This window comes from Pseudomonas sp. GW823-FHT01D03, assembly GCF_058798255.1.
The window spans coordinates 5,808,328-5,833,840 of record NZ_JBXAKK010000001.1 but is presented as its reverse complement, the minus strand read 5'-3'; the positions used below and the strand labels follow the sequence as shown (position 1 = coordinate 5,833,840).

Here is a 25,513-nt window from a genome sequence, read left to right as displayed (position 1 = left end):
AGTCTGACTGTTCAAGCTTTCCATTCGCTTGATGTCAGTCAAATGAGCGCCAAGCCTAGCCCCTTTTGCCGGTAAAAACCGTGACCGGCGAGTTCTCAGCGCAAACCAAGCACCGCGGCCCACTGTTCGGCCGTCACCGGCATCACCGACAGGCGACTGCCTTTTTGCACCAGCGGCATTTCGGCCAGCGCGGTCTGCTGTTTCAGGTAATCGAGCTTCAGCACCCGGGCAAACGTCTCGACGTGTGCAACATCAATCGCACTCCAGGCGTTTTTCTCGGGTGTGGCTTTCGGGTCGAAGTAATGGCTTTCGGGTTCCAGTGCGGTGGGATCCGGGTACGCCGCCTGAATAATCCTGCCGATTCCGGCAATCCCCGGCTCCGGGCAGCTGGAGTGGTAGAAAAAGAACTCATCGCCCACCGCCATCGCCCGCAGGAAATTGCGCGCCTGATAGTTGCGAACCCCGTCCCAGCGCGCTTTGCCGAGTTTCTCCAGATCTTTGATCGAGAGTTCGTCAGGCTCGGATTTCATCAGCCAATAGGCCATGTCTTTTGCTCCTCAAGCGGTGATTGGGCAGGTTGTCGGGCAATTTTATGACAAACCGACGGTCGGTTGACGTCAGCATTTGCGCCCGGGTTCACGTTGTCGCAAAATGCCGGCCTTTAAAGCTTGACGCTGCTGCACGGCCTACGAACGGAAACCGCTGCTGTCATCGTGATGATGTGCCTTGAGGGGGGCAATCGATGAAACGCAAACCGGATTTGCTATGGACTTTGGTTATTTTGTTCGGCCTTGGCGTCGTAACCACCGGTTACGCGCAAAGTCTGTGGACGAGCAAGACCGATGCTCCGGTTGAAGTCGCGCAACAGGTTCAACAGTCGACCGCCTTCAAGCGCTGAAACTGCCTTCCCGACGCCGCTGATCTGCGCGGCGTCTATCCTGCGAAATACCACGCCTTATCGGTGACCGTGCCCTGCAACGGTACATCCCAGCTGGCCTGCGCCAGGCGTTCGACCTTCTGACATTCATGGGCCAGGCCCAGCAACGTCGGCTTGCGCCAGTTCTTGCGCCGGGCCAGGTACGCCAGGCTGCGATCATAGAAACCGCCGCCCATCCCCAGGCGTCCGCCAACGTCGTCAAACCCCACCAGTGGCAACAACACCAGATCCAGGGTCCAGATCTTGCGCTGATGGGCCAGATTGGCCCGCGGTTCGAGGATGCGAAAGCGATTGGGCTTGAGCTTGTCGCCGGGGCGAATCCGCTGGAACACCATTTTGGTTCGTGGCCAGGCGCTGAGCACCGGCAGATACGTGGCTTTGCCTCGGCGCTGAGCTTCGCGCAGCAGCAGGCGCGGGTCGATTTCACCGTCGGTGGGCAGATACAGCGAGATATGTCGGGCCCGGCGAAAGTGCGGGTCTTGCGCCAGTTGGCGGAACAGGCCTTTGGCGGCCTGGCGCTGTTCACCGGGAGTCAGTGAGCGGCGCGCCTTGCGCAGCAGGCGGCGGAGTTGCGGGCGGGGCAGCAGCGCAGGTTCGGTCATGGTTCGGCTTCGGCAGGTGAGGGCGAAAACGCACGCATAAAAAATCCGATGCCGGCAAAAACCGGCATCGGATTCGAATCAGGCTCCCCGGATGAACCGCTGTCAACTTAGCCCTTGAACCCGAAAGTTCAAGGTGGAGGATGCAGTAGACTTTAAGGCTTTCCGTCTGGCGGACATGCACACCAGCCCAACGTGCAACCTCCAGGGTAGTGCAAATCGGCTCAGGGACATCGTCAACTGGCAAGCACCCCAGGGAGTGCCGCGAGTATACCTCAAGCAGCCAGGCGAATCAGCCCTTGGTGACGTCCGGATCGGTCGCCAGCACCAGATCGACACGATCGAGCAAGTCGCGCACCTGTTCACGGGTCGAGCCGCTGGCCTGGATGTCCGGGCGCTCTTCTTTGTGCAAGAGGTCGTGGGTGATGTTCAGCGCGGCCATCACTGCAATACGGTCGGCGCCGATGACTTTGCCGCTGCTGCGGATCTCGCGCATCTTGCCGTCCAGGTAGCGGGCGGCGCTGACCAGATTGCTGCGTTCTTCCTGGGGGCAGATGATCGAATATTCTTTGTCGAGGATCTGCACGGTAACGCTATTGCTTGAACTCATGAGTCTTGCTCCAGGGCCTTGAGGCGCGAAATCATCGATTCGACCTTACGCCGGGCGATTTCGTTTTTTTCAATGAGGTGAGCGCGTTCCTCGCGCCAGGTCTTTTCCTGAGCTAGTAAGAGTGCGTTTTGACTCTTAAGTTGCTCGACTCGGGTAATCAGCAGTTCGAGTCTGGCCATCAGCGCTTGCAGGTCGGTGTCTTCCATTGTGTCCACTGGGTCGGAGTCTGTCTGATGGGATAGCTGGCGGACAGCCTTTAATAGTCTTGGCGAGTCTGTCGATGTAGGATACAAGGCCTTCATTCTAGACATAGCGCCGTCTGGCGCCTAGCTGCCCATGACCATTGCGAATTCCCCGTACCAAGCCTTTGCCACCCTGCTGACCACCAGCGGCCACAACGTCTCGCCTGCCGAACTGCATGGCCTGCTGCTCGGCCGCAGCTGCGCCGGTGCCGGCTTCGATAACGAAGGCTGGTTGATCGACGCCGCCGAACTGCTCGAAGGCGACATCCAGGACAACGTCCGCAACGCCCTGATCGGCCTGCAAGAGATGGTCAAGGGCGAGCTGACCGGCAGCGACGTCACCGTCGTTCTGCTGCTGCCAACCGATGATGCACCGCTGGCCGACCGTGCCGCCGCACTGGGCCAATGGTGCCAGGGCTTCCTCAGCGGTTTCGGTCTGAACTGCCGCGACAGCAGCATGCTCAGCACTGAAGCCACCGAAGTGCTGCAGGATCTGGCCGCGATTTCCCAGGTGCAAGACGCTCTGGAAGAATCCGAAGACGGCGAGACCGACTACATGGAAGTCATGGAGTACCTGCGCGTCGCGCCGCTGTTGCTGTTCTCGGAAACCAAAAAAGCCGACGTGCCACCAGCCGCCAAGCCGTCGCTGCATTAATCGCGTGCCAGGGAAAGCCATCTGCCCATGACCCATATCCCCAAAGCGGAATACAGCCGTCGCCGCAAGGCCCTGATGGCGCAGATGGAACCCAACAGCATCGCGATTCTGCCCGCCGCCGCGGTGGCCATTCGCAACCGCGACGTCGAGCACGTCTACCGCCAGGACAGCGACTTTCAGTACCTCAGCGGGTTTCCCGAGCCACAGGCGGTCATCGTCCTGATGCCCGGTCGCGAGCACGGCGAGTACGTGCTGTTCTGCCGGGAGCGCAATGCCGAACGCGAGTTGTGGGACGGCCTGCGCGCCGGGCAGGAAGGGGCGATCCGTGATTACGGCGCCGACGACGCGTTCCCGATCACCGACATCGACGACATCCTCCCGGGCCTGATCGAAGGCCGTGATCGGGTGTATTCGGCGATGGGCAGCAACCCGGAATTCGATCGGCACCTGATGGACTGGATCAACGTGATCCGCTCCAAGGCGCACCTGGGCGCCCAGCCGCCGAACGAATTCGTTGCCCTGGATCACCTGCTGCACGACATGCGCCTGTATAAATCGGCGGCAGAAGTGAAGGTGATGCGCGAAGCCGCACGGATTTCCGCTCAGGCGCATATCCGCGCGATGCAGGCCAGCCGGCCGGGGCTGTACGAGTACAGCCTGGAAGCCGAGCTCGATTACGAATTCCGCAAGGGCGGGGCGAAGATGCCGGCCTACGGTTCGATCGTCGCCGCCGGGCGCAATAGCTGCATCCTGCATTACCAGCAGAATGACGCGCTGCTCAAGGACGGCGATCTGGTGTTGATCGATGCCGGTTGCGAAATCGACTGCTACGCCAGCGACATCACGCGCACCTGGCCGGTCAACGGCAAGTTTTCCGCCGAGCAGAAGGCGATCTACGAGCTGGTGCTGGCCTCGCAGGAAGCCGCGTTCGCTGAAATTGCCCCGAACAAAAACTGGAACCAGGCGCACGAAGCGACGGTACGGGTGATTACCGCAGGCTTGGTCAAGCTCGGAATCCTGCAAGGCGAGGTCGATGAGTTGATCGCGACCGAAGCCTATAAAGCTTTTTATATGCACCGTGCCGGCCACTGGCTGGGCATGGATGTACACGACGTCGGCGAGTACAAGGTCGGCGGCGAATGGCGCGTGCTGGAGGTCGGCATGGCGCTGACCGTGGAGCCGGGCATCTACATCGCCCCGGACAACCAGAACGTAGCGAAGAAATGGCGCGGCATTGGCGTGCGCATCGAGGATGACGTGGTAGTGACCAAGACCGGTTGTGAAATATTGACCAGCGGCGTACCGAAGACCGTCGCCGAGATCGAAGCGCTAATGGCGCAAGCACGGACACACGCGGCATGAGTCGAGTCAATCTGGCAATCATCGGTGGCGGCCTGGTCGGCGCCAGTCTGGCGTTGGCTTTGCAGGCCGGGGCCAAGGCGCGTGGCTGGAAAACTGTCCTGATCGAACCGTTCGCCCCCGGCGACAGCTGGCAGCCGAGTTACGACGCGCGTTCGTCGGCGCTGTCCTTCGGTTCGCGGCAGATCTATCAACGGCTGGGTGTGTGGCAGGAGATTTCCCGCCGTGCCGAGCCGATCAAACAGATTCACGTCTCCGACCGTGGGCGCTTCTCCACCGCCCGTCTGTCGGCGATGGAAGAGGGCGTGCCGGCACTCGGTTATGTGGTGGAAAACGCCTGGCTCGGCCAGTGCCTTTGGCAGCACCTGGATAAAGACGTGATCAGCTGGCGCTGCCCGGCGGAAGTCACGCGCATGGAGCCGCTGCCCGGCGGCTATCGCCTGACCCTCAACGATGAAACCACCGTCGAGTGCGATCTGGCGGTGCTGGCCGATGGCGGCCGTTCCGGTTTGCGCGAGCAACTGGGCATCAACGTGCGCAAGCGTCCGTACAACCAGAGCGCGCTGATCGCCAACATCACCCCGAGTGAAGCGCACAACGGCATGGCCTTCGAGCGTTTCACCGACGAAGGGCCGATGGCGCTGCTGCCACTGCCGGACAACCGTTGCGCACTGGTCTGGACCCGCCTGGGCATGGACGCGCAGCGTCTGGCAGACTTGAGCGAACGCGATTTCCTCAGCGAACTGCAAGGTGTGTTCGGCTACCGCCTCGGCACATTGAAGCAGGTCGGTGCGCGGCATCTGTATCCGTTATCGCTGGTCGAGGCCGAAGAGCAGGTGCGCTCGCATCTGGCCGTACTCGGTAACGCCGCACACAGCCTGCACCCGATTGCCGGGCAGGGTTTCAACCTCTCCCTGCGTGATGCCGATGCATTGGCCGCGGCGCTGCTTGCGAGCGATAAACCGTTGGGCGACATCGCTACATTGCAGGCGTATCGCGAGCGGCAACGCCTGGATCAAGAGCTCACGGTGGGCTTCTCCGATCAGGTCACGCGATTGTTCGGTAGCACCCAGCCGCTGGTCTCGCTGGGACGCAACATCGGCCTGCTCGGCCTCGATCTGCTGCCACCGGCCAAGCGCTGGTTTGCCCGTCAGGCCATGGGGCTGGGGACGCGGCCGGATGCTTGAGCGGCGGGTCGGCACTTTCACTTTCAGCAGCGCGCCGCTAACTGGCGTGCTCGCTAGAACCCTTTACGGGCGGCGCATGCCGCCAGCGAGACAGGCTTAAAGCATGGAAATGCGCGCAGATCTGCTGATTGTCGGAGCCGGAATGGTCGGCAGCGCCCTTGCGTTGGCGTTGCAGGACAGCGGCCTGGAAGTGTTGCTGCTCGACGGTAGCCCGCTGAGCGTCAAACCGTTCGACGCCGACGCGCCGTTCGAGCCGCGGGTGAGCGCCTTGTCGGCGGCCAGCCAGCGGATTCTTGAACGCCTCGGCGTCTGGGACGGTATCGCCAAACGCCGCAGCAGCCTGTACACCGACATGCATGTGTGGGACGGCAGCGGCACCGGGCAGATTCACTTCTCGGCGAGCAGTGTGCATGCCGAAGTGCTCGGGCATATCGTCGAAAACCGCGTGGTGCAGGATGCCTTGCTCGATCGCTTGCACGATTGCGATCTGGGCATGCTGGCCAACGCACGACTGGAGCAGATGCGTCGCTCCGGCGACGACTGGCTGCTGACCCTGGCCGATGGTCGGCAGTTGCGTGCGCCGCTGGTGATTGCGGCGGACGGCGCCAACTCGGCGGTGCGCCGCCTGACCGGCGTCGCCACCCGCGAGTGGGATTACCTGCACCACGCCATCGTTACCAGTGTGCGCAGCAGCAAACCGCACCGGATGACCGCGTGGCAGCGTTTCACCGATCACGGGCCGCTGGCGTTTCTGCCGCTGGAGCGTGACGGGCAGCACGACTGGTGCTCGATCGTCTGGTCGACCACGCCAAGTGAAGCCGAACGCCTGATGGCGCTGGATGAAGCGGCGTTCTGCGGTGAGCTGGAGCGGGCGTTCGAAGGTTGCCTGGGCGAGGTGATCAGCGCTGATCCAAGGCTGTGTGTGCCGTTGCGTCAACGCCACGCCAAACGCTATGTAGCCGAAGGCCTGGCATTGATCGGCGATGCCGCGCACACCATTCACCCGTTGGCCGGGCAGGGGGTGAACCTCGGTTTCCTCGATGCGGCGGTGCTGGCTGAAGTGCTGTTGCAGGCGGCGGAACGCGGCGAACGGCTGGCGGACGTGAAGGTGCTGAGCCGTTACGAGCGTCGGCGCATGCCGCACAACCTGGCATTGATGGCGGCGATGGAGGGCTTCGAGCGTCTGTTCCAGGCTGACCCGTTGCCGGTGCGCTGGTTGCGCAACGTCGGGTTGAAACTGGTGGAGCAGATGCCGGAGGCCAAGGCGTTGTTTGTGCGTGAGGCGCTGGGGTTGACCGGCGACCTACCAGCGCTGGCCAAACTCTGAGATCTTTATTGAGGCTGATGGCCTCTTCGCGAGCAAGCCTGCTCCCACATTGGAATGCATTTCAAGGGTGGGAGCGGGCTTGCTCGCGAAGGGGCCAGAACCGACGCCATGAATTTCAGCTTGTGCAACATCTGGTAACTCCTTGCCCAAGTGATCGATTGAGCTGGTAAATGTGAGTCCTTATCATTTGGCCACATTTCCCGACCGAGAGATCACTCCCATGTTGGCACCCAAGCGTCTCCTGACCGCAATGGCCCTGACCCTGATCGGCAGCACCGCCGCCCAGGCCGCCGACGAGGTGGTGGTCTACTCCTCACGTATCGATGAGTTGATCAAACCGGTGTTCGACGCCTACACCGCGAAAACCGGGGTGAAGATCAAGTTCATCACCGACAAGGAAGCGCCGCTGATGCAGCGGATCATGGCCGAAGGCGAAAACGCCACCGCCGACCTGCTGCTCACCGTCGATGCCGGCAACCTCTGGCAAGCCGAGCAGATGGGCATCCTGCAGCCATTCACCTCGAAAACCATCGATACCAATATTCCCGCGCAATACCGTTCGTCCACCCATGCCTGGACCGGCCTGAGCCTGCGCGCGCGGACCATCGCTTACTCCACCGAGCGCGTTAAGCCGGGCGAGTTGACCACCTACGAAGCGCTGGCCGACAAGAACTGGGAAGGACGCCTGTGCCTGCGCACGGCGAAGAAGGTCTATAACCAGTCGCTGACCGCGACCATGATCGAAGTGCACGGCGCCGAGAAGACCGAAAAGATCCTCAAGGGCTGGGTCAACAACCTGTCCACCGATGTGTTCTCCGACGACGTAGCGGTGCTGGAGGCGATCAACGCCGGGCAGTGCGACGTCGGCATCGTCAACACCTACTACTACGGTCGCCTGCACAAGCAGAAGCCGGATTTGCCGGTGAAACTGTTCTGGCCGAATCAGGCCGATCGCGGCGTACACGTGAACCTCTCGGGCATCGGCCTGACCAAGCATGCGCCGCACCCGGAAGCAGCCAAGGCGCTGGTGGAGTGGATGACCACGCCTGAGGCGCAGAAAATCTTCGCCGACGTCAACCAGGAGTTCCCGGCCAACCCGGCGGTGGCACCTTCGGAAGAAGTGGCGGCGTGGGGCCAGTTCGTCGCTGACACCTTGCCGGTGGAAGTGGCGGGCAAGCGTCAGGCCGAGGCGATCCGGATGATGGATCGGGCGGGCTGGAACTGAGCCGTCCATCACGGCGAGCCCTCTGTGGCGAGGGAGCTTGCTCCCGCTGGGTCGCGAAGCGACCCCATGGCGCCCTTGCGTCGGGCGTGAATTGAACTGTTAATCTCCTGCGGCTGCTTCGCAGCCGAGCGGGAGCAAGCTCCCTCGCCACAACATGTGGTCGACGTCGAATGGGCGTTGGCCCTCTTGCAGAGAACCCCCTTGGCCCACCCCGCCCAACGCCGCTGGTACCCCATCGTCCTCGCCATTGCCGCGCTGGTGCTGTTGCCCCTGAGTGTTCTGCTGCTGTCGTGGCAGACCATCGATCAGCAGATCTGGTCGCACCTGTGGGAAACCCAGATGCCGCGCCTGCTGGGCAACACCCTGACGCTGGTGCTTGGCGTTGGCGTCGGTGTGACGCTGCTCGGTGTCAGCCTCGCCTGGCTCACCAGCCTCTGCGAATTCCCCGGACGGCGCTGGCTCGACTGGGCGCTGATGTTGCCGTTCGCCATCCCGGCCTACGTGCTGGCGTTCGTCTTCGTTGGCCTGCTGGACTTCGCTGGCCCGGTGCAAAGCCTGTTGCGTGAGTGGTTCGGCAGCGGCCTGCGCCTGCCGCGCGTGCGCTCCACCGGCGGGGTGATTGTGGTGCTGGTGCTGGTGTTCTATCCCTACGTCTACCTGTTGGCGCGCACCGCGTTTCTCGCGCAGGGCAAGGGTCTGATGGAAGCGGCGCGGGTACTCGGGCAATCGCCATGGCAGGCGTTCTGGCGGGTGGCGTTGCCGATGGCGCGGCCGGCGATTGGCGCCGGTGTGGCGCTGGCGCTGATGGAGACGCTGGCAGATTTCGGCGCAGTGTCGGTGTTCAATTTCGACACCTTCACCACCGCCATCTACAAGACCTGGTACGGCTTCTTCAGCCTGCCGAGCGCGGCGCAACTGGCGAGCCTGTTGCTGCTGGTGGTGATGCTGGTGCTCTATGGCGAGCGGCGTGCGCGCGGCGCCAACCGGGCGAGCAACGAGCGCCCTCGGGTCAAGGCGCTGTATCAACTACGCGGGTTCAAGGCGTTCGCGGCGACCGGCTGGTGCTCGTTGGTGTTCGCCTGCGCGTTCGTGATTCCGCTGCTGCAGTTGATCGTCTGGTTCTGGCAGCGCGGGCGCTTCGATCTCGATGAGCGTTATGCCGGGCTGATCCTGCACACCCTGTATCTGGGCGGCATGGCGGCGCTGATCACCGTCAGCGTCGCGTTGCTGTTGGCCTTCGCCCGACGTCTGGCGCCGACCCGGGCGATCCGTTCCGGTGTCAGCCTGGCCAATCTCGGTTATGCACTGCCGGGTTCGGTCTTGGCTGTGTCGATCATGCTGGCGTTCAGTTATCTCGACCGCGAACTGGTGATTCCGCTGACTGGCTGGCTCGGCGGCGCCGGCAAGCCGCTGCTGCTGGGCAGTCTGGCGGCGTTGCTGATGGCCTATCTGGTGCGCTTTATCGCGGTGGCCTATGGGCCGCTGGAAAACAGTCTGGCGCGTATACGGCCGTCTTTGCCCGAAGCGGCACGTAGCCTCGGTGTCAGTGGGCCGCGACTGTTTTTCAAAGTGTATCTGCCGCTGTTGCTGCCCGGCACGCTGAGCGCGGCGTTGCTGGTGTTCGTCGATGTGCTCAAGGAAATGCCCGCGACCCTGCTGATGCGCCCGTTTGGCTGGGACACGCTGGCGGTGCGGATCTTTGAAATGACCAGCGAGGGCGAGTGGGCGCGGGCGTCGCTGCCGGCGCTGACCCTGGTATTGGTCGGTCTGTTGCCCGTCATTGGCCTGATCCGCCGCTCCGCGCACCGAAACACTTAGTAGTGAGTCCTGAATCATGCGGCTACAATGCGCGGCATTCGGTGCGGTTCGTCTGACAGACCCGTTCGCTGAAATCGGCTGAAAGCCTTCTATTTCGCGGCTTTCACCCTGTACAGCGGCTGTCCGCACCTTCGCCACGCCCGGAAGGAGAAACCCATGGGACAGCGTACGCCTCTGTATGACCTGCATCTCGCCCTCGGCGCGAAGATGGTCGATTTTGGCGGTTGGGACATGCCACTGCATTACGGCTCGCAGGTCGAGGAACACCACGAGGTGCGCCGCGATTGCGGGGTGTTCGATGTATCCCACATGACCGTGATCGATGTCACCGGTGCCCAGGCCAAGGCCTGGCTGCAGCATTTGCTGGCCAATGACGTCGAGCGCCTGCACCGCCCCGGCCGCGCGCTCTACAGCACGATGCTCAACGAGCGTGGCGGCATCGTCGACGACATGATCGTCTATCGCCTCGAAGACCGTTATCGCCTGGTGTTCAACGCCTCCACCCGCGATCAGGATCTGGCCTGGATGCAGGCGCAAATGGCCGGGTTCGACGTGCAGCTGCACGAGCGTCAGGATCTGGCAATGCTCGCCATTCAAGGCCCGCAGGCCCGGCACAAGATTGCCGAACTGGTAACCCAGTCCCGCGCGGCACTGATCCATCACCTCAAGCCGTTCGAAGCCGAAGTCGATGGCGACTGGTTTATTGCGCGTACTGGTTACACCGGTGAGGACGGCCTGGAAATCGCCATGCCGGCCGATCAGGCCCCGGGGTTCTTCTACGATCTGGTCGGTGCCGGCATTTCGCCGATCGGCCTCGGCGCCCGCGACACCCTGCGGGTCGAGGCCGGGATGAACCTCTATGGCCAAGACATTCATCAGGATGTCTCGCCGCTGGCGTCCAATATGGCCTGGAGCATCGCCTGGGAACCGGCCTCGCGCCAGTTCATCGGTCGGGCGGCGCTGGAAGCGGAAAAAGCCGCTGGCGTTGCGCACAAACTGGTGGGCCTGGTGCTTGAGGAACGGGGTGTTTTACGTGCTCATCAGGTGGTTCGTATCGCCGATGTTGGCGAAGGAGAGATCACCAGTGGTAGTTTCTCTCCTACGCTAAGCAAATCGATTGCCCTGGCGCGTGTACCGATGGCCACCGCCGACCGCGCCGAAGTGGAAATCCGTGGCAAGTGGTATCCGGTACGAGTGGTCAAACCGACCTTCGTGCGCCATGGCAAAACCTTGATCTAACCTTTCCGGCGGGCCTGACCGCTGACAATTTTCTTGAGGACACCGAGCATGAGCAATATCCCCGCCGAACTGCGTTTTGCCGAAAGTCATGAGTGGGCGCGTCTGGAAGCCGACGGCACCGTTACCGTGGGCATCAGCGATCACGCGCAGGAAGCGCTGGGCGATGTGGTGTTCGTCGAGCTGACTGAAGTGGGCAAGGTGTTTGCTGCTGAAGATCAGGCTGGCGTCGTTGAATCGGTGAAAGCCGCTTCCGACATCTACGCCCCGATCGGCGGTGAGGTGATTGCCGTCAACGACGAGCTGGGTGGTTCGCCTGAACTGCTGAACTCCGACCCGTACGGTGCGTGGATCTTCAAGCTCAAGCCAACCGACAAGGCTGAGCTGGACAAGCTGCTCGATGCCGCTGCCTACAAGGCTGTCATTGGCGAGTAAGCTCTGATCAATACCCCAAAGCCCCGACTCGTCGGGGCTTTTTTGAATCAAAAGATCGCAGCCTTCGGCAGCTCCTACAGAATGCACACCATTGCTCTGTAGGAGCTGCCGAAGGCTGCGATCTTTTGATCTTCAAGGGCACTGCTATGCTGGTTTGACCGTGTTGCATTGACGCCGAGCGCCAGCCAAGAGAGAGCCCGTCATGTCCCAGTTGCCATCCTTGAGCCAGTTACGCGACCCCGAAGCCTTCCTGCGCCGCCATTTGGGGCCCGACGCCGCCGAACAGCAGGCGATGCTCGACAGCCTCGGTCTCGGTAGCCGGATCGAACTGATCGAGCAGACGGTGCCGCCGGGCATTCGTCTGAACCGGGCGCTGGATTTGCCACCGGCCCTTGATGAGCAGGCGGCGCTGGCCAAGCTGCGCGGTTATACCGAGCAGAACCAGGTGTGGACCAGCCTGATCGGCATGGGTTACCACGGCACGTTGACGCCGACGGTCATCCTGCGCAACGTGCTGGAAAATCCCGGCTGGTACACCGCCTACACCCCTTATCAACCGGAGATCGCCCAAGGCCGTCTCGAAGCGCTGCTGAATTTCCAGCAACTGACCATCGACCTCACCGGACTTGAACTGGCCAACGCCTCGTTGCTCGACGAAGCCACCGCCGCTGCGGAGGCCATGGCGCTGGCCAAACGCGTGGCGAAATCCAGGAGCAACCTGTTTTTCGTCGACGAGAACTGTCATCCACAAACCATCTCCGTGGTGCAGACCCGTGCCGAAGGCTTCGGCTTCGAGCTGATCATCGACGCGGTGGATAACTTGAAGCAGCATCAGGTGTTCGGCGCACTGCTGCAGTATCCCGACACCCACGGCGAGATCCGTGACCTGCGTCCGGTCATCGATCAGTTGCACGCACAGCAGGCGCTGGCCTGCGTCGCTGCGGATTTGTTGAGCCTGTTGCTGCTGACGCCGCCAGGTGAACTGGGCGCGGATGTGGTGTTCGGTTCGTCCCAGCGCTTTGGCGTGCCGATGGGATACGGTGGCCCGCACGCAGCGTTTTTTGCCAGCCGTGAAGAGTACAAACGGGCGATTCCGGGGCGGATCATCGGCGTGTCGAAAGACGCCCGCGGCAACGTTGCATTGCGCATGGCCCTGCAAACCCGCGAACAACACATTCGCCGCGAGAAGGCCAACTCGAACATCTGCACCGCGCAGGTGCTGTTGGCCAACATCGCCAGTTTCTACGCGGTGTACCACGGGCCGCAAGGCTTGAAGCGGATCGCCCAGCGGGTGCACCGCTTGACCTGCATTCTGGCGGCGGGCCTTGAGCGCCATGGTATTGCGCGGGTCAACCGGCAGTTTTTCGACACCCTCACGCTGGAGGTTGGCGGCGCGCAGAGCGCGATCATCGATAGCGCCAAGGCTGCGCAGATCAACCTGCGAATTCTCGGCCGTGGCCGAGTGGGGTTGAGCCTCGACGAGACGTGCGATGAAAGCACGGTGGCGAAGCTGTTCGATGTGCTGCTGGGTGCCGATCATGGGTTTAACGTCGACGAAATTGATGCAGAAGTCCTGGTTTCCGGCATTCCCGACCACCTGCAGCGCAACACGCCGTACCTGCGCCACCCGGTGTTCAACGCGCATCACAGCGAAACCGAAATGCTGCGCTACCTCAAGCAACTGGAGAACAAGGATCTGGCGCTCAACCAGTCGATGATCCCGCTGGGCTCCTGCACCATGAAACTCAACGCCACCAGCGAGATGATCCCGATCACCTGGCCGCAGTTCGCCAATCTGCACCCGTTCGCGCCTCGGGAGCAGGCGCTCGGTTACACCTTGATGATCGAAGAACTGGAGCGCTGGTTGTGCGCGATCACCGGGTTCGATGCGATCTGCATGCAGCCCAACTCCGGCGCTCAGGGCGAGTACGCCGGGCTGCTGGCGATTCGCAAATACCATGAGAGCCGGCAGCAGGGCGCGCGGGATATCTGCCTGATCCCGTCCTCGGCCCACGGCACCAACCCGGCCTCGGCGCAGATGGCCGGGATGCGCGTGGTGATCGTCGAGTGCGACGAAGCCGGCAACGTCGATCTGGACGACCTGAAGACCAAGGCGGCCGAGGCGGGGGACAAGTTGTCGTGCCTGATGGCGACCTATCCATCGACTCACGGCGTGTATGAGGAGGGCATCAGCGAAATCTGCGAAGTTATCCACAAACACGGCGGGCAGGTGTACATGGATGGCGCCAACCTCAATGCACAGGTCGGGCTGGCGCGGCCGGCGGACATTGGTGCCGACGTGTCGCACATGAACCTGCACAAGACTTTCTGCATCCCCCACGGCGGTGGAGGGCCGGGCATGGGGCCGATCGGCATTCGTGCGCATCTGGCGCCGTTCGTTGCCAATCATCCGGTGGTGCCGATTGACGGCCCACTGCCGCAGAACGGCGCGGTCAGCGCAGCGCCGTGGGGCAGCGCGAGCATTTTGCCGATCAGCTGGATGTACATCGCGATGATGGGGCCGCAACTGGCGGATGCCAGCGAAGTGGCGATCCTCGCGGCGAACTATCTGGCGCAGCATTTATCCGGTGCATTCCCGGTGCTGTACACCGGGCGCAACGGGCGGGTGGCCCATGAATGCATTCTCGATTTGCGGCCGTTGAAGGCGCAGACCGGGATCAGCGAGGAGGATGTCGCCAAGCGTCTGATGGACTACGGCTTCCACGCGCCGACCATGTCATTCCCGGTGCCGGGCACGTTGATGGTCGAGCCGACCGAGAGCGAATCGAAGGCCGAGCTGGATCGGTTTATCGGCGCCATGCTGAGCATCCGTGCGGAAATCACTGAAGTGCAGAATGGCAACTGGCCGGCGGAAGACAATCCGCTCAAACGCGCACCGCATACCCTGGCGGATGTCACCGGAGTCTGGGAGCGGCCTTACAGCATCGAACAAGGCATCACCCCGGATGCGCACACCAAGGCGCACAAGTATTGGCCGGCGGTGAATCGGGTGGATAACGTTTACGGGGATCGCAATCTGTTTTGTGCCTGCGTCCCGGTGGACGAGTACCGCTGATCCCTGTACCCCGATTCATTGTAGGAGTGAGCCTGCTCGCGATTGCGGTGCATCAGTCACCGAATGCATTGTCTGGAGTGCAGCTATCGCGAGCAGGCTCACTCCTACAGAGGTTTATGGAGTGAACAGAGAATGACGGGCAAAAAAATGCCGCTCGATCGAGCGGCATTTTTGTTGGCGGCAATCTTACTCGGATGCCACTGCGTTCTTCGCCAGAATCGCATTCGCCAGTTCCATGTCCGTGGCTTGCAGGCCCGGGTTGTCGGCGCGGACTTTCTGCATGGCTGCTTCCAGGTATGGCCCACGGATGCCGCCATCGCTGGCAACGAAGCTGCCGGCATCGTCCTGTGCGGCAACGATCAGCTTGTGATCCTTGAAGGTCAGATAGGTCGAACCGGTGGTGGCGCCGGACGAAATGACGTTACGCCAAAAGCTGTCAGCCATCGCTGAACCAACGGGAAGGGACAGCAAGGCAAGGGTGGCGACAGCAAGTTTGAGACGCATGATTGAGTGACTCCTGGGGGTTAACTACGGCGTTGGATAACGATTCGCCAATCCGGTTCCGTAGTGGCCTATTTCTGCTCGCTCTGCGGGGTCACCCGCAGCACTTCTTCAAGGGTGGTCAGCCCCGCCGCGACCTTCTGCGCACCCGACAGGCGCAGGCTGCGCATGCCTTCCTTGAAGGCTTGGCGACGGATGGCAGTGAGGTCGGTGTCCGGGGTGATGAGCGCTTTGAGGCTATCGCTCAACTGCATGATTTCGTAGACCCCGGCGCGCCCGCGATAACCGGTATCGCGACACTCCAGACAACCAATGGCCCGTTGCGCATTGCCCGGCAGCGGTGCTTGCCACGGGCGGGTCAGGGTCTGCCAGTCTTCCTCTTCCAGGGTCAGCGGCGCCTTGCAGTGCGGGCACAGGGTGCGCACCAGACGCTGGGCCATGACCCCGAGCACCGTGGCTTTGATCAGATAGTGCGGCACGCCGAGTTCCAGCAGTCGGCTGATCGCGCTGGGGGCATCGTTGGTGTGCAGGGTCGACAGCACCAGATGGCCGGTGAGTGCGGCCTGAATCGCCATTTCCGCGGTCTCCAGGTCACGGATCTCGCCGATCATGATGATGTCCGGGTCTTGCCGCATCAGCGCACGCACGCCGGCGGCGAAACTCAGGTCGATGTTGTGCTGCACCTGCATCTGGTTGAATGCCGGCTCGACCATTTCGATCGGGTCTTCGATGGTGCAGAGGTTGATCTCCGGCGTCGCCAGTTTCTTCAGCGTGGTGTAGAGCGTGGTGGTCTTGCCCGAACCGGTCGGCCCGGTGACCAGAATGATGCCGTTGGGCTGGCGGGTCATGTCCTGCCAGCGGCGGAGGTCGTCGGCGGAAAAGCCCAACTGATCGAAGTCTTTGAGCAGCACTTCCGGGTCAAAAATCCGCATGACCATTTTTTCGCCAAACGCGGTGGGCAGCGTTGAGAGCCGCAGTTCCACCTCGCCGCCGTCTGGGGTCTTGGTCTTGACCCGGCCGTCCTGGGGTTTGCGTTTCTCGGCGACGTTCATCCGCCCGAGGCTTTTCAGGCGGCTGACGATTGCCATGGTCACCTGCGGCGGGAATTGATAGACATTGTGCAACACGCCATCAATGCGGAAACGCACGGTGCCCTGTTCGCGGCGCGGTTCGATGTGGATATCACTGGCGCGCTGCTGGAAGGCGTACTGGAACAGCCAGTCGACAATGTTGACGATGTGCGCGTCATTGGCGTCCGGCTCCTGATCGCTGGCGCCGAGGTTGAGCAGTTGTTCGAAGTTGCCGAGGTTGCCGCTCTGCGCGTCGGCATTGCTGGCGCCGCTGACCGATTTGGCGAGGCGGAAGAACTCGACGCTGAAACGCTGGATGTCCACCGGGTTGGCGACCACCCGTTTGATCGGCAACTTCAGCACGTGAGTCAGGTCAGCCTCCCAGCCAGTGACGTAGGGCTGGGCGCTGGCGACGACCACGGCGTCGCGGTCGACCGCTACCGCAAGAATCTTGTGGCGCTGGGCAAAGGCGTAGGACATCAGCGGGGTGATCGCCGCAACGTTGATCTTCAACGGGTCGATGCGCATGTACGGCTGACCGGCCTGCTGCGCCAGCCACAGGGTCAGGCTTTCCAGGTCCAGATGTTTGCCCGGACGGCTGAGGTCATCCAGTTGCTGGCTGGCGATGAACTCCAGCGGATGTTGCTGGCCGTGGGTCGCGTGGCGGCGCCGGGCGTTGAGCGCCAGCTCTGCCGAATCCTGGCTGATAAAGCCTTGGGCAACCAGCTCACGCAACACATCGTTGAGATCCAGCCAGCGGTCCTGAGTGGCGAGTTGAACGGACATGCGGGCTCCTTTTGAACGACTGTGCGCAAAGGATAGTCGTGGCCCCGCAGTCCGTTGGGCCACTACCCGACAAAGCCGTTGCCGGATTTGTCAGCCGACCGCCTGGGCCGAAGCAGACCACGCCGTGTCGGCGTCTTGCAGGTTCACCGAGCAGACGCTGATCAGGTTACGAAGTTTTTCCGCAATCACCTGGGCGCGATGCCAGCTCAGTCCGTCAATGGTGATATCGATCGACAGCAGGTCGTCCAGACGCTCGACGTTGACCTGGACTGGCGTCAGAAATTGCAGCGCAAACAGGTTCAGCACCCGCACCAACAGATCCGGCTCTGCTTCGGCGAGCAGCTGATAACGCGCACAGCAGTGGGCATTGTTGACGTTCCACACATCGGCGCGGGGCGCGGGGGTATTCACGGCTTCGAGGTGAGGCATGTCCGGTCTCCAGAGTCAGTGGAGGAATTTTTACATTCGATGCCGTGCATTTCTTGTCTAAGATGAGCGGATTCGCGGATTGCTCGACTAGAACGATTCGAAAAATGATCACTTTGAGGATTGATTATGCATAGCGAGCTGGACAGCTACGACCGGCGGATTCTCGCCTTGCTGCAAGAGGACGCTTCGCTGTCCAGCGCGCAGATCGCCGAGCAGGTGGGACTGTCGCAGTCGCCGTGCTGGCGGCGGATTCAGCGGATGAAGGAGGAGGGCATCATTCGCGGGCAGGTGACCTTGCTTGATCGCAAGAAGATCGGCCTGAACACGCAGATCTTCGCCGAGATCAAACTCAACGCCCACGGGCGTTCGAACTTCACCGAATTCACCGAGGCGATTCGCGGTTTTCCGGAAGTGCTGGAGTGTTATGTGCTGATGGGCGCGGTAGATTTTCTGTTGCGGATTGTCGCGGCGGACATCGAGGCGTATGAGCGGTTCTTCTTCGAGAAGCTGTCGCTGGTGCCGGGCATTCAGGAAGTGAACTCGATTGTGGCGCTATCGGAGATCAAATCCACGACCAGCCTGCCAGTCTTGCGCTGATGCCTCTGTGGCGAGGGAGCTTGCTCCCGCTGGGCTGCGAAGCGGCCCCAAAATCTGCAATTGCAGGAATTGGGAGTCCTTCGGCCTCCAGCGGGAGCAAGCTCCCTCGCCACAGTTTTCAGGTGTTGCTGAGCATCACATACGCAGCAGCATTTTCCACGCACGATTCTGATAAACCGCAATCGCCTGCTGCTTGCGCGCATCGAGCAGTTCGTCAGTGATCGTCGGTTCGTTGGCCAGTTGCGCCAGTTTGTTCAGCTCACCGTACAGGCGATCCATTTCCGCGACCTCCAGCACGTTACGCGCGTGGTGCAGCCAGACCTGGATGCGTTCGATGCGCGGCAGTTGCTCGGCCAGATCTTCCGGCTGCTGCTGATAGCGCTGCAATTGCAGGGACGTGGCTTCTTCGCCCAGCATGCGCGGCAGCCAGCTGTGCAGTTGCGCGGCGCCCTGGCGGTTGCCGCGGGTGTTGCGCTCGGCGGCCCAGGTGCGGGCCAGCAGCCAGCGCGAAACTGTCAGCGAGAACAGGCCCCAGCGCGGGTCTTCCAGCTCTTCGAGGAATTGCTCCGGCGCTGCCTTGCGCACGTCTTCGTCTTCGATGCCGACCTGAACCAGCGGGCGCCAGTCTTCCAGCAGCGCATCCAGCGCCACGCGCAAGTCGTGAGTCGCTGGACGCGGTGCAGCCTGGCCGAGGCTGCTGAGCAGGGCGCGCATTTCCGCGAGGTTCTCGACCCAGTCCTGCAGCAGGCGCCAGTGGCCGTTGAAGCGATATTGTTCGGCCAGACGCTGGCTGCTGCCGAGCAAGTGCCAGGCCAGCGCGGCGAAGGCGTCGTCGAGTTGGGTTTCCGGGGTCAGTTGCGGCGCGGGCAGGCTCAGCGAGTAGCTGTTGGCGTCGTACAGACGGTAGCCGCGCTCGGCCTTGCTGATGTCGCACGGCATCAGGGCCAGGGTTTCGGCCAGTTCGGCGGCCAGTTCCAGCAACGCGGCAGGCTCGCCTTCGCGCAGTTCCAGCTCCAGCTCGCAGATTTCTTCTTTCTGCTTGCCGACCACCACTTGACCGAGGTCCAGCGCGGCTTCGATGACCACTTTGGCCTTGCCACGGCCCCAGGCAATTTCCGCGCGTTCGCGGACAAAATCGGTGGTGAAGATCGGCTTCAGGGTTTTCTTGTCCAGCTCGGCCAGCGACTCGGGCCAGCATTCGCCGTCGAGTTTCTTCACGTCGAGCTTGGCTTTGGGCAACTTCCAGTCGTACTCGTTACGCTCGGACAGACCGGCAACGCTCTGGCCGCGGGTCTTGAGGGTCTGAATCACATCGTCACCGTCCTTGCGCAGGCGCAGGGCGACTTTGGCCTGGGCCAGATCGCGCTCGGGGGTATCGAAGTACTGGTTCATCAACTCACGGCGTTCCCAGCCATTTTTGTTGCGTTTTTTCAGTAGCGGGTGCTCGCGCAGGGCAGCGAGGGTTTCGCGGCTGACGCGGAGTTTGATTTCGGTTTCTTTCTGCATGGCCGGAAAATCCAGGATCGGGAGCGCAGCCGGGGGAATGTGTGGCTGCCAAGGCCGTGCAGTGTACAGGACTCAAACTTCCTACGCCCTGCGGCGGTTTATTCCGAGCGCCGGATGGCTCTATGATGGACTTCAAATCGGGAGTTGGAGTCAGCGATGCCTTTGCCATCCATGCAAGACCAGTTCGCGGCACTGATCGCCGCACCGTCGGTCAGTTGCACCCAACCGAGCCTGGATCAGTCCAACCGGGCGGTGATCGATTTGCTCGCCGGTTGGCTGGGTGATCTGGGCTTCAGCTGCGATATCCAGCAGGTCAGCCCCGGTAAATTCAACCTGCTCGCCAGTTTTGGCAGCGGGCCCGGCGGTCTGGTGCTGGCCGGGCACAGCGATACCGTTCCTTATGACGATGCGCTGTGGCAGACCGATCCGCTGAAACTCACCGAAGTGGATGGCCGCTGGGTCGGCCTGGGCAGTTGCGACATGAAGGGTTTTTTCGCCCTGATCATCGAGGCCGTGCAGCCGCTGCTCGACCAGCCGTTCAAGCAACCGCTGCTGATCCTCGCCACCTGTGATGAAGAAAGCTCGATGTCCGGTGCCCGCGCGCTGGCCGAGGCCGGCAAGCCGTTGGGCCGTGCGGCGGTGATCGGCGAGCCGACCGGGCTCAAACCGATCCGCATGCACAAGGGCATCATGATGGAGCGCATCGATATCCTCGGGCAGAGCGGCCATTCGTCGGATCCGCGCCTGGGCCACAGCGCGCTCGAAGCGATGCACGATGCCATTGGCGAACTGCGCGGTTTGCGCCTGTTGTGGCAGCGTGAATTCAACAACCCGCAGTTCAGTGTGCCGCAACCGACCATGAACTTTGGTTGCATCCATGGCGGCGACAATCCGAATCGTATCTGCGGCCAGTGTTCGCTGGAGTTCGATCTGCGCCCGTTGCCGGGCATGGACCCGAAAGTCCTGCGTGCGGAGATTCTGCGCAAGCTCAACCCGGTGGCCGAGCGGCATCAGGTGAAGATCGACTACCAGCCATTGTTCCCGGAAGTGCCGTCGTTTGAGCAGGCCGAAGGCGCTGAATTGGTGCGCATCGCTGAAAAGCTCACCGGTCATAGTGCCGAAGCAGTAGCGTTCGGCACCGAAGCGCCTTATCTTCAGCGCCTTGGTTGCGAAACAATCGTGCTCGGTCCCGGCGACATTGCCTGTGCACACCAGCCCGGCGAATACCTTGAAATGTCACGTTTGCAGCCTACCGTGCATCTATTGCGGCAGTTGATTGAACATTACTGCCTGAACCCGGACAAACGATGATGTCCACCTGTGGGAGCGGGCTTGCTCGCGAAAGCGCTGTATCAGGTACATCGATGTCGACTGACTCACCGCTTTCGCGAGCAAGCCCGCTCCCACAGGGGGGACGGTGTTTTGTCAGACCAAACGCTGTAAATTGCCAGCACCCCAACCCGTATTCATGAGGAGAGCGCGCGTGTCGCCAAGCCTGTTCCGACGATAACCATCAGCCTGCTGTGCGTTTTCCGTTTCGCCCTTTTTTCCGGCTGCTATTTATTACAGGCCCAGGTTCATGCCCGAATACGTCAATTGGCTTCGTCACGCGTCCCCTTACATCAATGCCCACCGCGACTGCACCTTCGTCGTCATGCTGCCCGGCGACGGCGTGGAGCATCCGAACTTCGGCAACATCGTCCACGACCTGGTGCTGTTGCACAGCCTCGGCGTGCGTCTGGTGCTGGTCCACGGTTCGCGCCCGCAGATTGAAACCCGCCTCGCCGCTCGCGGCCTGACCCCGCACTACCACCACGGCATGCGCATCACCGATGCGGCGACCCTGGAGTGCGTGATCGACGCGGTCGGTCAGCTGCGTATCGCCATCGAAGCGCGGCTGTCGATGGACATGGCCTCGTCGCCGATGCAGGGCTCGCGCCTGCGGGTGGCCAGCGGCAACCTCGTGACCGCGCGGCCGATCGGCGTACTCGAAGGTGTCGACTATCACCACACTGGCGAAGTGCGTCGGGTCGATCGCAAAGGCATCAATCGTCTGCTCGACGAGCGTTCGATCGTGCTGCTGTCGCCGCTGGGCTACTCGCCGACCGGGGAAATCTTCAACCTCGCCTGCGAAGACGTCGCCACCCGCGCCGCCATCGACCTCGGTGCCGACAAGCTGCTGCTGTTCGGCGCCGACCTCGGTCTGATCGACGAGAACGGCAAACTGGTGCGCGAACTGCGTCCACAGCAGGTGCCTGCGCATCTGGCGCGTCTGGGCAGCAACTATCAGGCGGAACTGCTGGATGCCGCCGCCGAGGCCTGCCGTGGTGGCGTGGCGCGCAGCCATATCGTCAGCTATGCCGAAGATGGCGCGCTGCTGACCGAACTGTTCACCCGCGACGGTGGCGGTACGCTGGTCGCTCAGGAGCAATTCGAACTGGTGCGCGAGGCGGCGATTGAAGACGTCGGCGGTTTGCTCGACCTGATCAGTCCGCTGGAAGAGCAAGGGATTCTGGTGCGTCGCTCGCGCGAAGTGCTGGAGCGCGAGATCGAGCAGTTCAGCGTGGTCGAGCGCGAGGGGATGATCATCGCCTGTGCGGCGCTGTATCAGATTGCCGATTCGGACGCTGGTGAACTGGCGTGCCTGGCGGTGAATCCGGAGTACCGTCACGGTGGTCGCGGCGATGAGCTGCTGGAGCGCATCGAGACCCGCGCGCGGGCACAAGGGTTGAAAACCCTGTTCGTTCTTACCACTCGTACCGCGCACTGGTTCCGCGAACGTGGCTTCGAGCCTAGCAGCGTCGAGCGTCTGCCGGCGGCGCGGGCGTCGCTGTACAACTATCAGCGTAACTCGAAGATCTTCGAAAAGACCCTCTGAAGATTAGCGAGGGACTTTTGTGGCGAGGGAGCTTGCTCCCGCTGGGCTGCGAAGCGGCCCCAAACCGGTGTTTGCCGGAATTGGGAGTCCTTCGGCCTCCAGCGGGAGCAAGCTCCCTCGCCACCTATGTATCTTTATTCGGTTACAAACTTCGCACTGACGTACGGCGAGTAGTCCGGCAGCACCGTCTCGACCTTGCCTTGTTCCTTCAAAAACTTCGCCGTCTCACCAATCGCCTTCGCCGTGCCGCCGTCCAGCAGTGCGGTGGATTGCTGTGCCTTGGCATCCGGGAAGGCTGAACCGGCCAGCAGTTCCGGGACGTCGGCAGCATTGGCACCGGTCAATTTGGCGATTTTCTGAACCGGCACCGAATCAGCCGTCCAGCTGTCTTTATGCGCCGCGTAATCGGCAAATGAATCCAGCGTGACTTTGGCGAACTTCGCGACGACGTCAGGATGCTTCTCGGCGTAGTCCTTGCGCGCGACCCAGACTTCGAAGGTCGGTGCGCCCCACTGACCAACCTGCGCGGCATCGGTCAGGGTCTTGCCGGTCTTGCGGATTTCCCCCAGTGCCGGCGACCAGACAAACGCGCCATCGATATCGCCACGCTTCCATGCTGCGGCGATTTCCGCTGGTTGCAGGTTCACCACTTTGACTTTGCTGGTGTCCAGGCCCCAGTGCTTGAGTGCACCGAGCAAGCTGTAGTGGGAGGTGGAAACGAAGGGCGTGGCGATGGTCTTGCCGACCAGATCCTGCGGGGTGTTGATCCCGCTGCCATTGCGCACCACCAAGGCTTCGGCGGCATTAATCTGCGCTGAAACAATGAAGGCGACGATTGGCAAATTGCGTGAAGCGGCCGCTGCCAAAGGGCTGGAACCGAGGTTGCCGATCTGCACATCGCCGGAGGCAATGGCTGTCACAACTTCCGGGCCACTGTTGAAGCGACGCCAGTCGATTTTCTCGCCGAGGGTTTTCTCGTAGACGCCGTCGGCCTGGGGCACTTTGCTCGGGTCGATCCCGGTTTGATAACCGATGGTGAGGTTGGCAGCCTGCGCGGAAAAACAAATCAGTGCTGACACACAAACTGTAACAAATTGACTAGATAGTGCGCGTTTGGCCATCATGGCGTCGCCTTTTCGATAGGGTTTGACGAACTGGGGTTGCGCCAAAGCTAATCGATCTAAAAAAAGGCTAACAAATACCATTTAGGAATGAGCTTAGTCGCCGATACGTTGTATCCGGGCGAAGATGGCGAGATAGTGGCCATATTCCCGAATGATATGAAAAAGAATGAATAAATTCTTTTTGGGTTTATCAGGAAATCTTTACTCTGCACGGACCAAATCACTGCGATTAGACCTTGGTCGTAGACACACAAGGTTACGATTGACTTGTCAGTCACGGTCTGGCGCTAATCGCGCATCTTAGGATCCAGGGCATCAGACCCCGGGCCAGGAACACAAGAATTAGAAACGAGAGGAGCTTTACATGAACAAGTCCACCTTGGCCCTGGCTGTGGCCGTAGGGGTTATGGCGCAGCAGGCAGGCGCCGCCGGTTTCATCGAAGACAGCAAAGCCACTCTGGGCCTGCGTAACTTCTACATCAACACTGATAACCGTAGCGGTACTGCCGAGCCAAGTCGCAACGAAGAATGGGGCCAAGGCTTCGATCTGCGATTCATTTCCGGCTATACCCAAGGCACCGTCGGTTTCGGTATCGACGCCATCGGCCTGCTGGGCGTACGTCTGGATTCGGGCGGCGGCACCAACGGCAACGTTGCTTCTAATGGCCGACCTGGTACCGCTTACGGTGGCACTGTTTTCCCAAGCGAATCCAATGGTGAAGCGGTTGATAACTTCTCCAGCCTGGGTCTGACTGCCAAAGCCAAGATTTCCCAGACTGAACTGAAGCTGGGTACCCTGCAGCCGAAGAACCCGGTCATCGTGACTAACGACGGTCGCCTGCTGCCACAAACCTGGCAGGGCGGCCAGATCACATCCGGCGACATCAAGGACCTGACCCTGGTCGGTGGTCAGATCGAACACGCCAAAGGCCGTAACTCCAGCAACACGGAGTCGCTGTCCATCAATGGCGCGGCACCGCGCACCGTTAACAGCAACAAGTTCATCTACGCCGGTGGTGACTACAAAATCACCAAAGACCTGACTGCCCAGTACTACTACGGCAACCTGGAAGACTTCTACAAGCAACACTTCCTGGGTCTGGTTCACAACTGGGCAATCGGCCCGGGCGTGCTGAAGTCCGATTTCCGTTACTTCAACAGCTCCGACGATGGCGCCAACGGCAACACGCCTGCTTACTACAGCAGCGGTAACTACAGCGGTGTTGCCAGCGGTCGCGGTAAAGTCGACAACAATCTGTACAGCGGCCTGTTCCTGTACACCGTTGAAGGTCACACCTTCGGTGGCGGCTACCAAGTTTCCAACGGCAGCAGCGACTTCCCTTGGCTGAACCAGGGCGACGGTTCGTCGAACTACACCATCACCGATATGCAGATCCAGAAGTTCGGTCGTGCCGGTGAACGTACCTGGCAAGCTCGCTACTCGTACGACTTCGCCAAAGTCGGCGTACCAGGTCTGACAGCCGGTGTGGTTTACCTGCGTGGCGACAACATCGACACCGTAAACTCCGCTGGTCGTGAAAACGGCAATGGTGACTCCGAGTGGGAACGCGACCTGACCATCGGTTACGTCGTGCCGGAAGGCCCGTTGAAAAACGTTGGCTTCATGTGGAAAAACGCTACCTGGCGTACCAACATCGCCGGTGTTCGCGACCAGGACGAAAACCGCCTGATCCTCAGCTACTCGATCCCGCTGCTGTAATAGCGCGCCTCGATTCGCTGATGTAAAAAAGCCCCGTCCGGCATCGCGCCGGACGGGGCTTTTGCGTTTTCGAGTCAGGCTCACCCCCGTAAGCCCTTCCCGAGATTTCCCTCTTTTGCAGCTACTCAAGGCCTTCTCGAACCTTGACGACGATGTTCGTCGCGATGACGGCGAGCGTCCAGTGAACGATGTTTAA

The 25,513-nt window shown here is 61.5% G+C and carries 23 protein-coding genes and 1 other RNA gene; 14 read left to right on the top strand and 10 right to left on the bottom strand.

Features of this window, described 5'->3' with window-relative positions:
* Positions 1-95: 95 nt before the first annotated feature.
* Positions 96-545, bottom strand: a complete 450-nt coding sequence (locus AC1RBR_RS25950) for an EVE domain-containing protein (RefSeq protein WP_135296804.1) — start codon at positions 543-545, stop codon at positions 96-98.
* Positions 546-742: 197 nt separating this feature from the next.
* On the opposite strand from AC1RBR_RS25950, the gene AC1RBR_RS25945 reads away from it, so the two are divergent.
* Positions 743-898, top strand: a complete 156-nt coding sequence (locus tag AC1RBR_RS25945) for a hypothetical protein (protein ID WP_003229308.1) — start codon at positions 743-745, stop codon at positions 896-898.
* Positions 899-933: 35 nt separating this feature from the next.
* Here AC1RBR_RS25945 and AC1RBR_RS25940 read toward each other — a convergent pair whose 3' ends face one another.
* From AC1RBR_RS25940 to AC1RBR_RS25925, 4 genes are all read right to left on the bottom strand, one after another.
* Positions 934-1,539 (bottom strand): 5-formyltetrahydrofolate cyclo-ligase, encoded by a 606-nt coding sequence (locus AC1RBR_RS25940; protein WP_095137625.1) that lies wholly within the window; start codon positions 1,537-1,539, stop codon positions 934-936.
* Positions 1,540-1,619: 80 nt separating this feature from the next.
* Positions 1,620-1,798: non-coding RNA, 6S RNA (gene ssrS / locus AC1RBR_RS25935), on the bottom strand.
* 30 nt (positions 1,799-1,828) lie between these two features.
* Positions 1,829-2,146, bottom strand: coding sequence for a cell division protein ZapA (locus tag AC1RBR_RS25930; protein WP_008055229.1), 318 nt, complete (start codon positions 2,144-2,146; stop codon positions 1,829-1,831).
* Entirely contained in the window at positions 2,143-2,352 is a 210-nt protein-coding gene (locus tag AC1RBR_RS25925) for a TIGR02449 family protein (protein ID WP_007940359.1), read from the bottom strand. The genes AC1RBR_RS25930 and AC1RBR_RS25925 overlap by 4 nt, the downstream gene beginning before the upstream one ends.
* Before the next feature lie 130 nt (positions 2,353-2,482).
* On the opposite strand from AC1RBR_RS25925, the gene AC1RBR_RS25920 reads away from it, so the two are divergent.
* The 9 genes from AC1RBR_RS25920 (at position 2,483) to gcvP (ending at position 14,706) form a co-directional block, all read left to right on the top strand.
* Positions 2,483-3,043 carry a YecA/YgfB family protein gene (locus AC1RBR_RS25920; protein ID WP_115985879.1) on the top strand — a complete coding sequence of 187 codons (561 nt, stop codon included), beginning with the start codon at positions 2,483-2,485 and terminating at the stop codon, positions 3,041-3,043.
* A gap of 27 nt (positions 3,044-3,070) precedes the next feature.
* Positions 3,071-4,405, top strand: a complete 1,335-nt coding sequence (pepP, locus tag AC1RBR_RS25915) for a Xaa-Pro aminopeptidase (protein ID WP_103368193.1) — start codon at positions 3,071-3,073, stop codon at positions 4,403-4,405.
* Positions 4,402-5,589: a 2-octaprenyl-6-methoxyphenyl hydroxylase gene (ubiH, locus tag AC1RBR_RS25910; protein ID WP_492567157.1), complete on the top strand. Its 1,188-nt coding sequence runs from the start codon at positions 4,402-4,404 to the stop codon at positions 5,587-5,589. The genes pepP and ubiH overlap by 4 nt, the downstream gene beginning before the upstream one ends.
* A 109-nt stretch (positions 5,590-5,698) precedes the next feature.
* Positions 5,699-6,916, top strand: a complete 1,218-nt coding sequence (locus tag AC1RBR_RS25905) for a 2-octaprenyl-3-methyl-6-methoxy-1,4-benzoquinol hydroxylase (RefSeq protein ID WP_492567274.1) — start codon at positions 5,699-5,701, stop codon at positions 6,914-6,916.
* A gap of 220 nt (positions 6,917-7,136) precedes the next feature.
* Positions 7,137-8,141 carry an extracellular solute-binding protein gene (locus AC1RBR_RS25900; protein ID WP_492567155.1) on the top strand — a complete coding sequence of 335 codons (1,005 nt, stop codon included), beginning with the start codon at positions 7,137-7,139 and terminating at the stop codon, positions 8,139-8,141.
* Between the two features lie 201 nt (positions 8,142-8,342).
* Positions 8,343-9,959: an ABC transporter permease gene (locus AC1RBR_RS25895; RefSeq protein ID WP_492567154.1), complete on the top strand. Its 1,617-nt coding sequence runs from the start codon at positions 8,343-8,345 to the stop codon at positions 9,957-9,959.
* A 156-nt stretch (positions 9,960-10,115) separates the two neighbouring features.
* Positions 10,116-11,198, top strand: a complete 1,083-nt coding sequence (gene gcvT / locus AC1RBR_RS25890; RefSeq protein WP_492567152.1) for a glycine cleavage system aminomethyltransferase GcvT — start codon at positions 10,116-10,118, stop codon at positions 11,196-11,198.
* Positions 11,199-11,246: 48 nt separating this feature from the next.
* Positions 11,247-11,630, top strand: a complete 384-nt coding sequence (gene gcvH / locus AC1RBR_RS25885) for a glycine cleavage system protein GcvH (protein ID WP_095137617.1) — start codon at positions 11,247-11,249, stop codon at positions 11,628-11,630.
* Between the two features lie 202 nt (positions 11,631-11,832).
* On the top strand, positions 11,833-14,706 hold the full coding sequence (gene gcvP, locus AC1RBR_RS25880; protein WP_492567151.1) for an aminomethyl-transferring glycine dehydrogenase: 2,874 nt from the start codon (positions 11,833-11,835) through the stop codon (positions 14,704-14,706).
* A 186-nt stretch (positions 14,707-14,892) separates the two neighbouring features.
* Here gcvP and AC1RBR_RS25875 read toward each other — a convergent pair whose 3' ends face one another.
* From AC1RBR_RS25875 to AC1RBR_RS25865, 3 genes are all read right to left on the bottom strand, one after another.
* A complete protein-coding gene (locus AC1RBR_RS25875) occupies positions 14,893-15,213 on the bottom strand; it encodes a DUF2388 domain-containing protein (protein ID WP_169843014.1) in 321 nt (106 codons plus the stop codon).
* A 65-nt stretch (positions 15,214-15,278) separates the two neighbouring features.
* On the bottom strand, positions 15,279-17,063 hold the full coding sequence (tfpB, locus tag AC1RBR_RS25870) for a type IV pilus assembly ATPase TfpB (RefSeq protein ID WP_115985887.1): 1,785 nt from the start codon (positions 17,061-17,063) through the stop codon (positions 15,279-15,281).
* A 90-nt stretch (positions 17,064-17,153) separates the two neighbouring features.
* The gene (locus tag AC1RBR_RS25865) at positions 17,154-17,492 is read right to left on the bottom strand and encodes an ACT-like domain-containing protein (protein ID WP_456018185.1); all 339 of its coding nucleotides are present in this window, start codon (positions 17,490-17,492) and stop codon (positions 17,154-17,156) included.
* A 126-nt stretch (positions 17,493-17,618) separates the two neighbouring features.
* Between AC1RBR_RS25865 and AC1RBR_RS25860 the strand changes: the two genes are divergently transcribed.
* Entirely contained in the window at positions 17,619-18,089 is a 471-nt protein-coding gene (locus tag AC1RBR_RS25860) for an Lrp/AsnC family transcriptional regulator (protein ID WP_007951785.1), read from the top strand.
* 135 nt (positions 18,090-18,224) lie between these two features.
* Here AC1RBR_RS25860 and AC1RBR_RS25855 read toward each other — a convergent pair whose 3' ends face one another.
* Positions 18,225-19,595: a CYTH domain-containing protein gene (locus AC1RBR_RS25855; RefSeq protein ID WP_492567148.1), complete on the bottom strand. Its 1,371-nt coding sequence runs from the start codon at positions 19,593-19,595 to the stop codon at positions 18,225-18,227.
* A gap of 156 nt (positions 19,596-19,751) precedes the next feature.
* On the opposite strand from AC1RBR_RS25855, the gene argE reads away from it, so the two are divergent.
* The gene (gene argE / locus AC1RBR_RS25850; protein ID WP_492567146.1) at positions 19,752-20,906 is read left to right on the top strand and encodes an acetylornithine deacetylase; all 1,155 of its coding nucleotides are present in this window, start codon (positions 19,752-19,754) and stop codon (positions 20,904-20,906) included.
* A gap of 268 nt (positions 20,907-21,174) precedes the next feature.
* Positions 21,175-22,473 carry an amino-acid N-acetyltransferase gene (gene argA / locus AC1RBR_RS25845; protein WP_095137611.1) on the top strand — a complete coding sequence of 433 codons (1,299 nt, stop codon included), beginning with the start codon at positions 21,175-21,177 and terminating at the stop codon, positions 22,471-22,473.
* A gap of 134 nt (positions 22,474-22,607) precedes the next feature.
* Here argA and tauA read toward each other — a convergent pair whose 3' ends face one another.
* The gene (gene tauA, locus AC1RBR_RS25840; RefSeq protein WP_492567144.1) at positions 22,608-23,597 is read right to left on the bottom strand and encodes a taurine ABC transporter substrate-binding protein; all 990 of its coding nucleotides are present in this window, start codon (positions 23,595-23,597) and stop codon (positions 22,608-22,610) included.
* Positions 23,598-23,961: 364 nt separating this feature from the next.
* Between tauA and AC1RBR_RS25835 the strand changes: the two genes are divergently transcribed.
* Entirely contained in the window at positions 23,962-25,317 is a 1,356-nt protein-coding gene (locus AC1RBR_RS25835) for an OprD family porin (protein ID WP_492567143.1), read from the top strand.
* Positions 25,318-25,513: the final 196 nt, after the last annotated feature.

What these genes read in the sequence shown, in the direction of transcription:
- AC1RBR_RS25925 (WP_007940359.1), bottom strand. Translation starts at nt 2,352, where the DNA reads ATGGAAGACACCGACCTGCAAGCGCTGATGGCCAGACTCGAACTGCTG.
- tauA (WP_492567144.1), bottom strand. Translation starts at nt 23,597, where the DNA reads ATGATGGCCAAACGCGCACTATCTAGTCAATTTGTTACAGTTTGTGTG.
- AC1RBR_RS25940 (WP_095137625.1), bottom strand. Translation starts at nt 1,539, where the DNA reads ATGACCGAACCTGCGCTGCTGCCCCGCCCGCAACTCCGCCGCCTGCTG.
- gcvT (WP_492567152.1), top strand. Translation starts at nt 10,116, where the DNA reads ATGGGACAGCGTACGCCTCTGTATGACCTGCATCTCGCCCTCGGCGCG.
- AC1RBR_RS25900 (WP_492567155.1), top strand. Translation starts at nt 7,137, where the DNA reads ATGTTGGCACCCAAGCGTCTCCTGACCGCAATGGCCCTGACCCTGATC.
- AC1RBR_RS25930 (WP_008055229.1), bottom strand. Translation starts at nt 2,146, where the DNA reads ATGAGTTCAAGCAATAGCGTTACCGTGCAGATCCTCGACAAAGAATAT.
- pepP (WP_103368193.1), top strand. Translation starts at nt 3,071, where the DNA reads ATGACCCATATCCCCAAAGCGGAATACAGCCGTCGCCGCAAGGCCCTG.
- AC1RBR_RS25865 (WP_456018185.1), bottom strand. Translation starts at nt 17,492, where the DNA reads ATGCCTCACCTCGAAGCCGTGAATACCCCCGCGCCCCGCGCCGATGTG.
- tfpB (WP_115985887.1), bottom strand. Translation starts at nt 17,063, where the DNA reads ATGTCCGTTCAACTCGCCACTCAGGACCGCTGGCTGGATCTCAACGAT.
- gcvP (WP_492567151.1), top strand. Translation starts at nt 11,833, where the DNA reads ATGTCCCAGTTGCCATCCTTGAGCCAGTTACGCGACCCCGAAGCCTTC.
- argE (WP_492567146.1), top strand. Translation starts at nt 19,752, where the DNA reads ATGCCTTTGCCATCCATGCAAGACCAGTTCGCGGCACTGATCGCCGCA.
- AC1RBR_RS25905 (WP_492567274.1), top strand. Translation starts at nt 5,699, where the DNA reads ATGCGCGCAGATCTGCTGATTGTCGGAGCCGGAATGGTCGGCAGCGCC.
- AC1RBR_RS25945 (WP_003229308.1), top strand. Translation starts at nt 743, where the DNA reads ATGAAACGCAAACCGGATTTGCTATGGACTTTGGTTATTTTGTTCGGC.
- AC1RBR_RS25835 (WP_492567143.1), top strand. Translation starts at nt 23,962, where the DNA reads ATGAACAAGTCCACCTTGGCCCTGGCTGTGGCCGTAGGGGTTATGGCG.
- AC1RBR_RS25855 (WP_492567148.1), bottom strand. Translation starts at nt 19,595, where the DNA reads ATGCAGAAAGAAACCGAAATCAAACTCCGCGTCAGCCGCGAAACCCTC.
- AC1RBR_RS25950 (WP_135296804.1), bottom strand. Translation starts at nt 545, where the DNA reads ATGGCCTATTGGCTGATGAAATCCGAGCCTGACGAACTCTCGATCAAA.
- argA (WP_095137611.1), top strand. Translation starts at nt 21,175, where the DNA reads ATGCCCGAATACGTCAATTGGCTTCGTCACGCGTCCCCTTACATCAAT.
- AC1RBR_RS25920 (WP_115985879.1), top strand. Translation starts at nt 2,483, where the DNA reads ATGACCATTGCGAATTCCCCGTACCAAGCCTTTGCCACCCTGCTGACC.
- AC1RBR_RS25860 (WP_007951785.1), top strand. Translation starts at nt 17,619, where the DNA reads ATGCATAGCGAGCTGGACAGCTACGACCGGCGGATTCTCGCCTTGCTG.
- gcvH (WP_095137617.1), top strand. Translation starts at nt 11,247, where the DNA reads ATGAGCAATATCCCCGCCGAACTGCGTTTTGCCGAAAGTCATGAGTGG.
- ubiH (WP_492567157.1), top strand. Translation starts at nt 4,402, where the DNA reads ATGAGTCGAGTCAATCTGGCAATCATCGGTGGCGGCCTGGTCGGCGCC.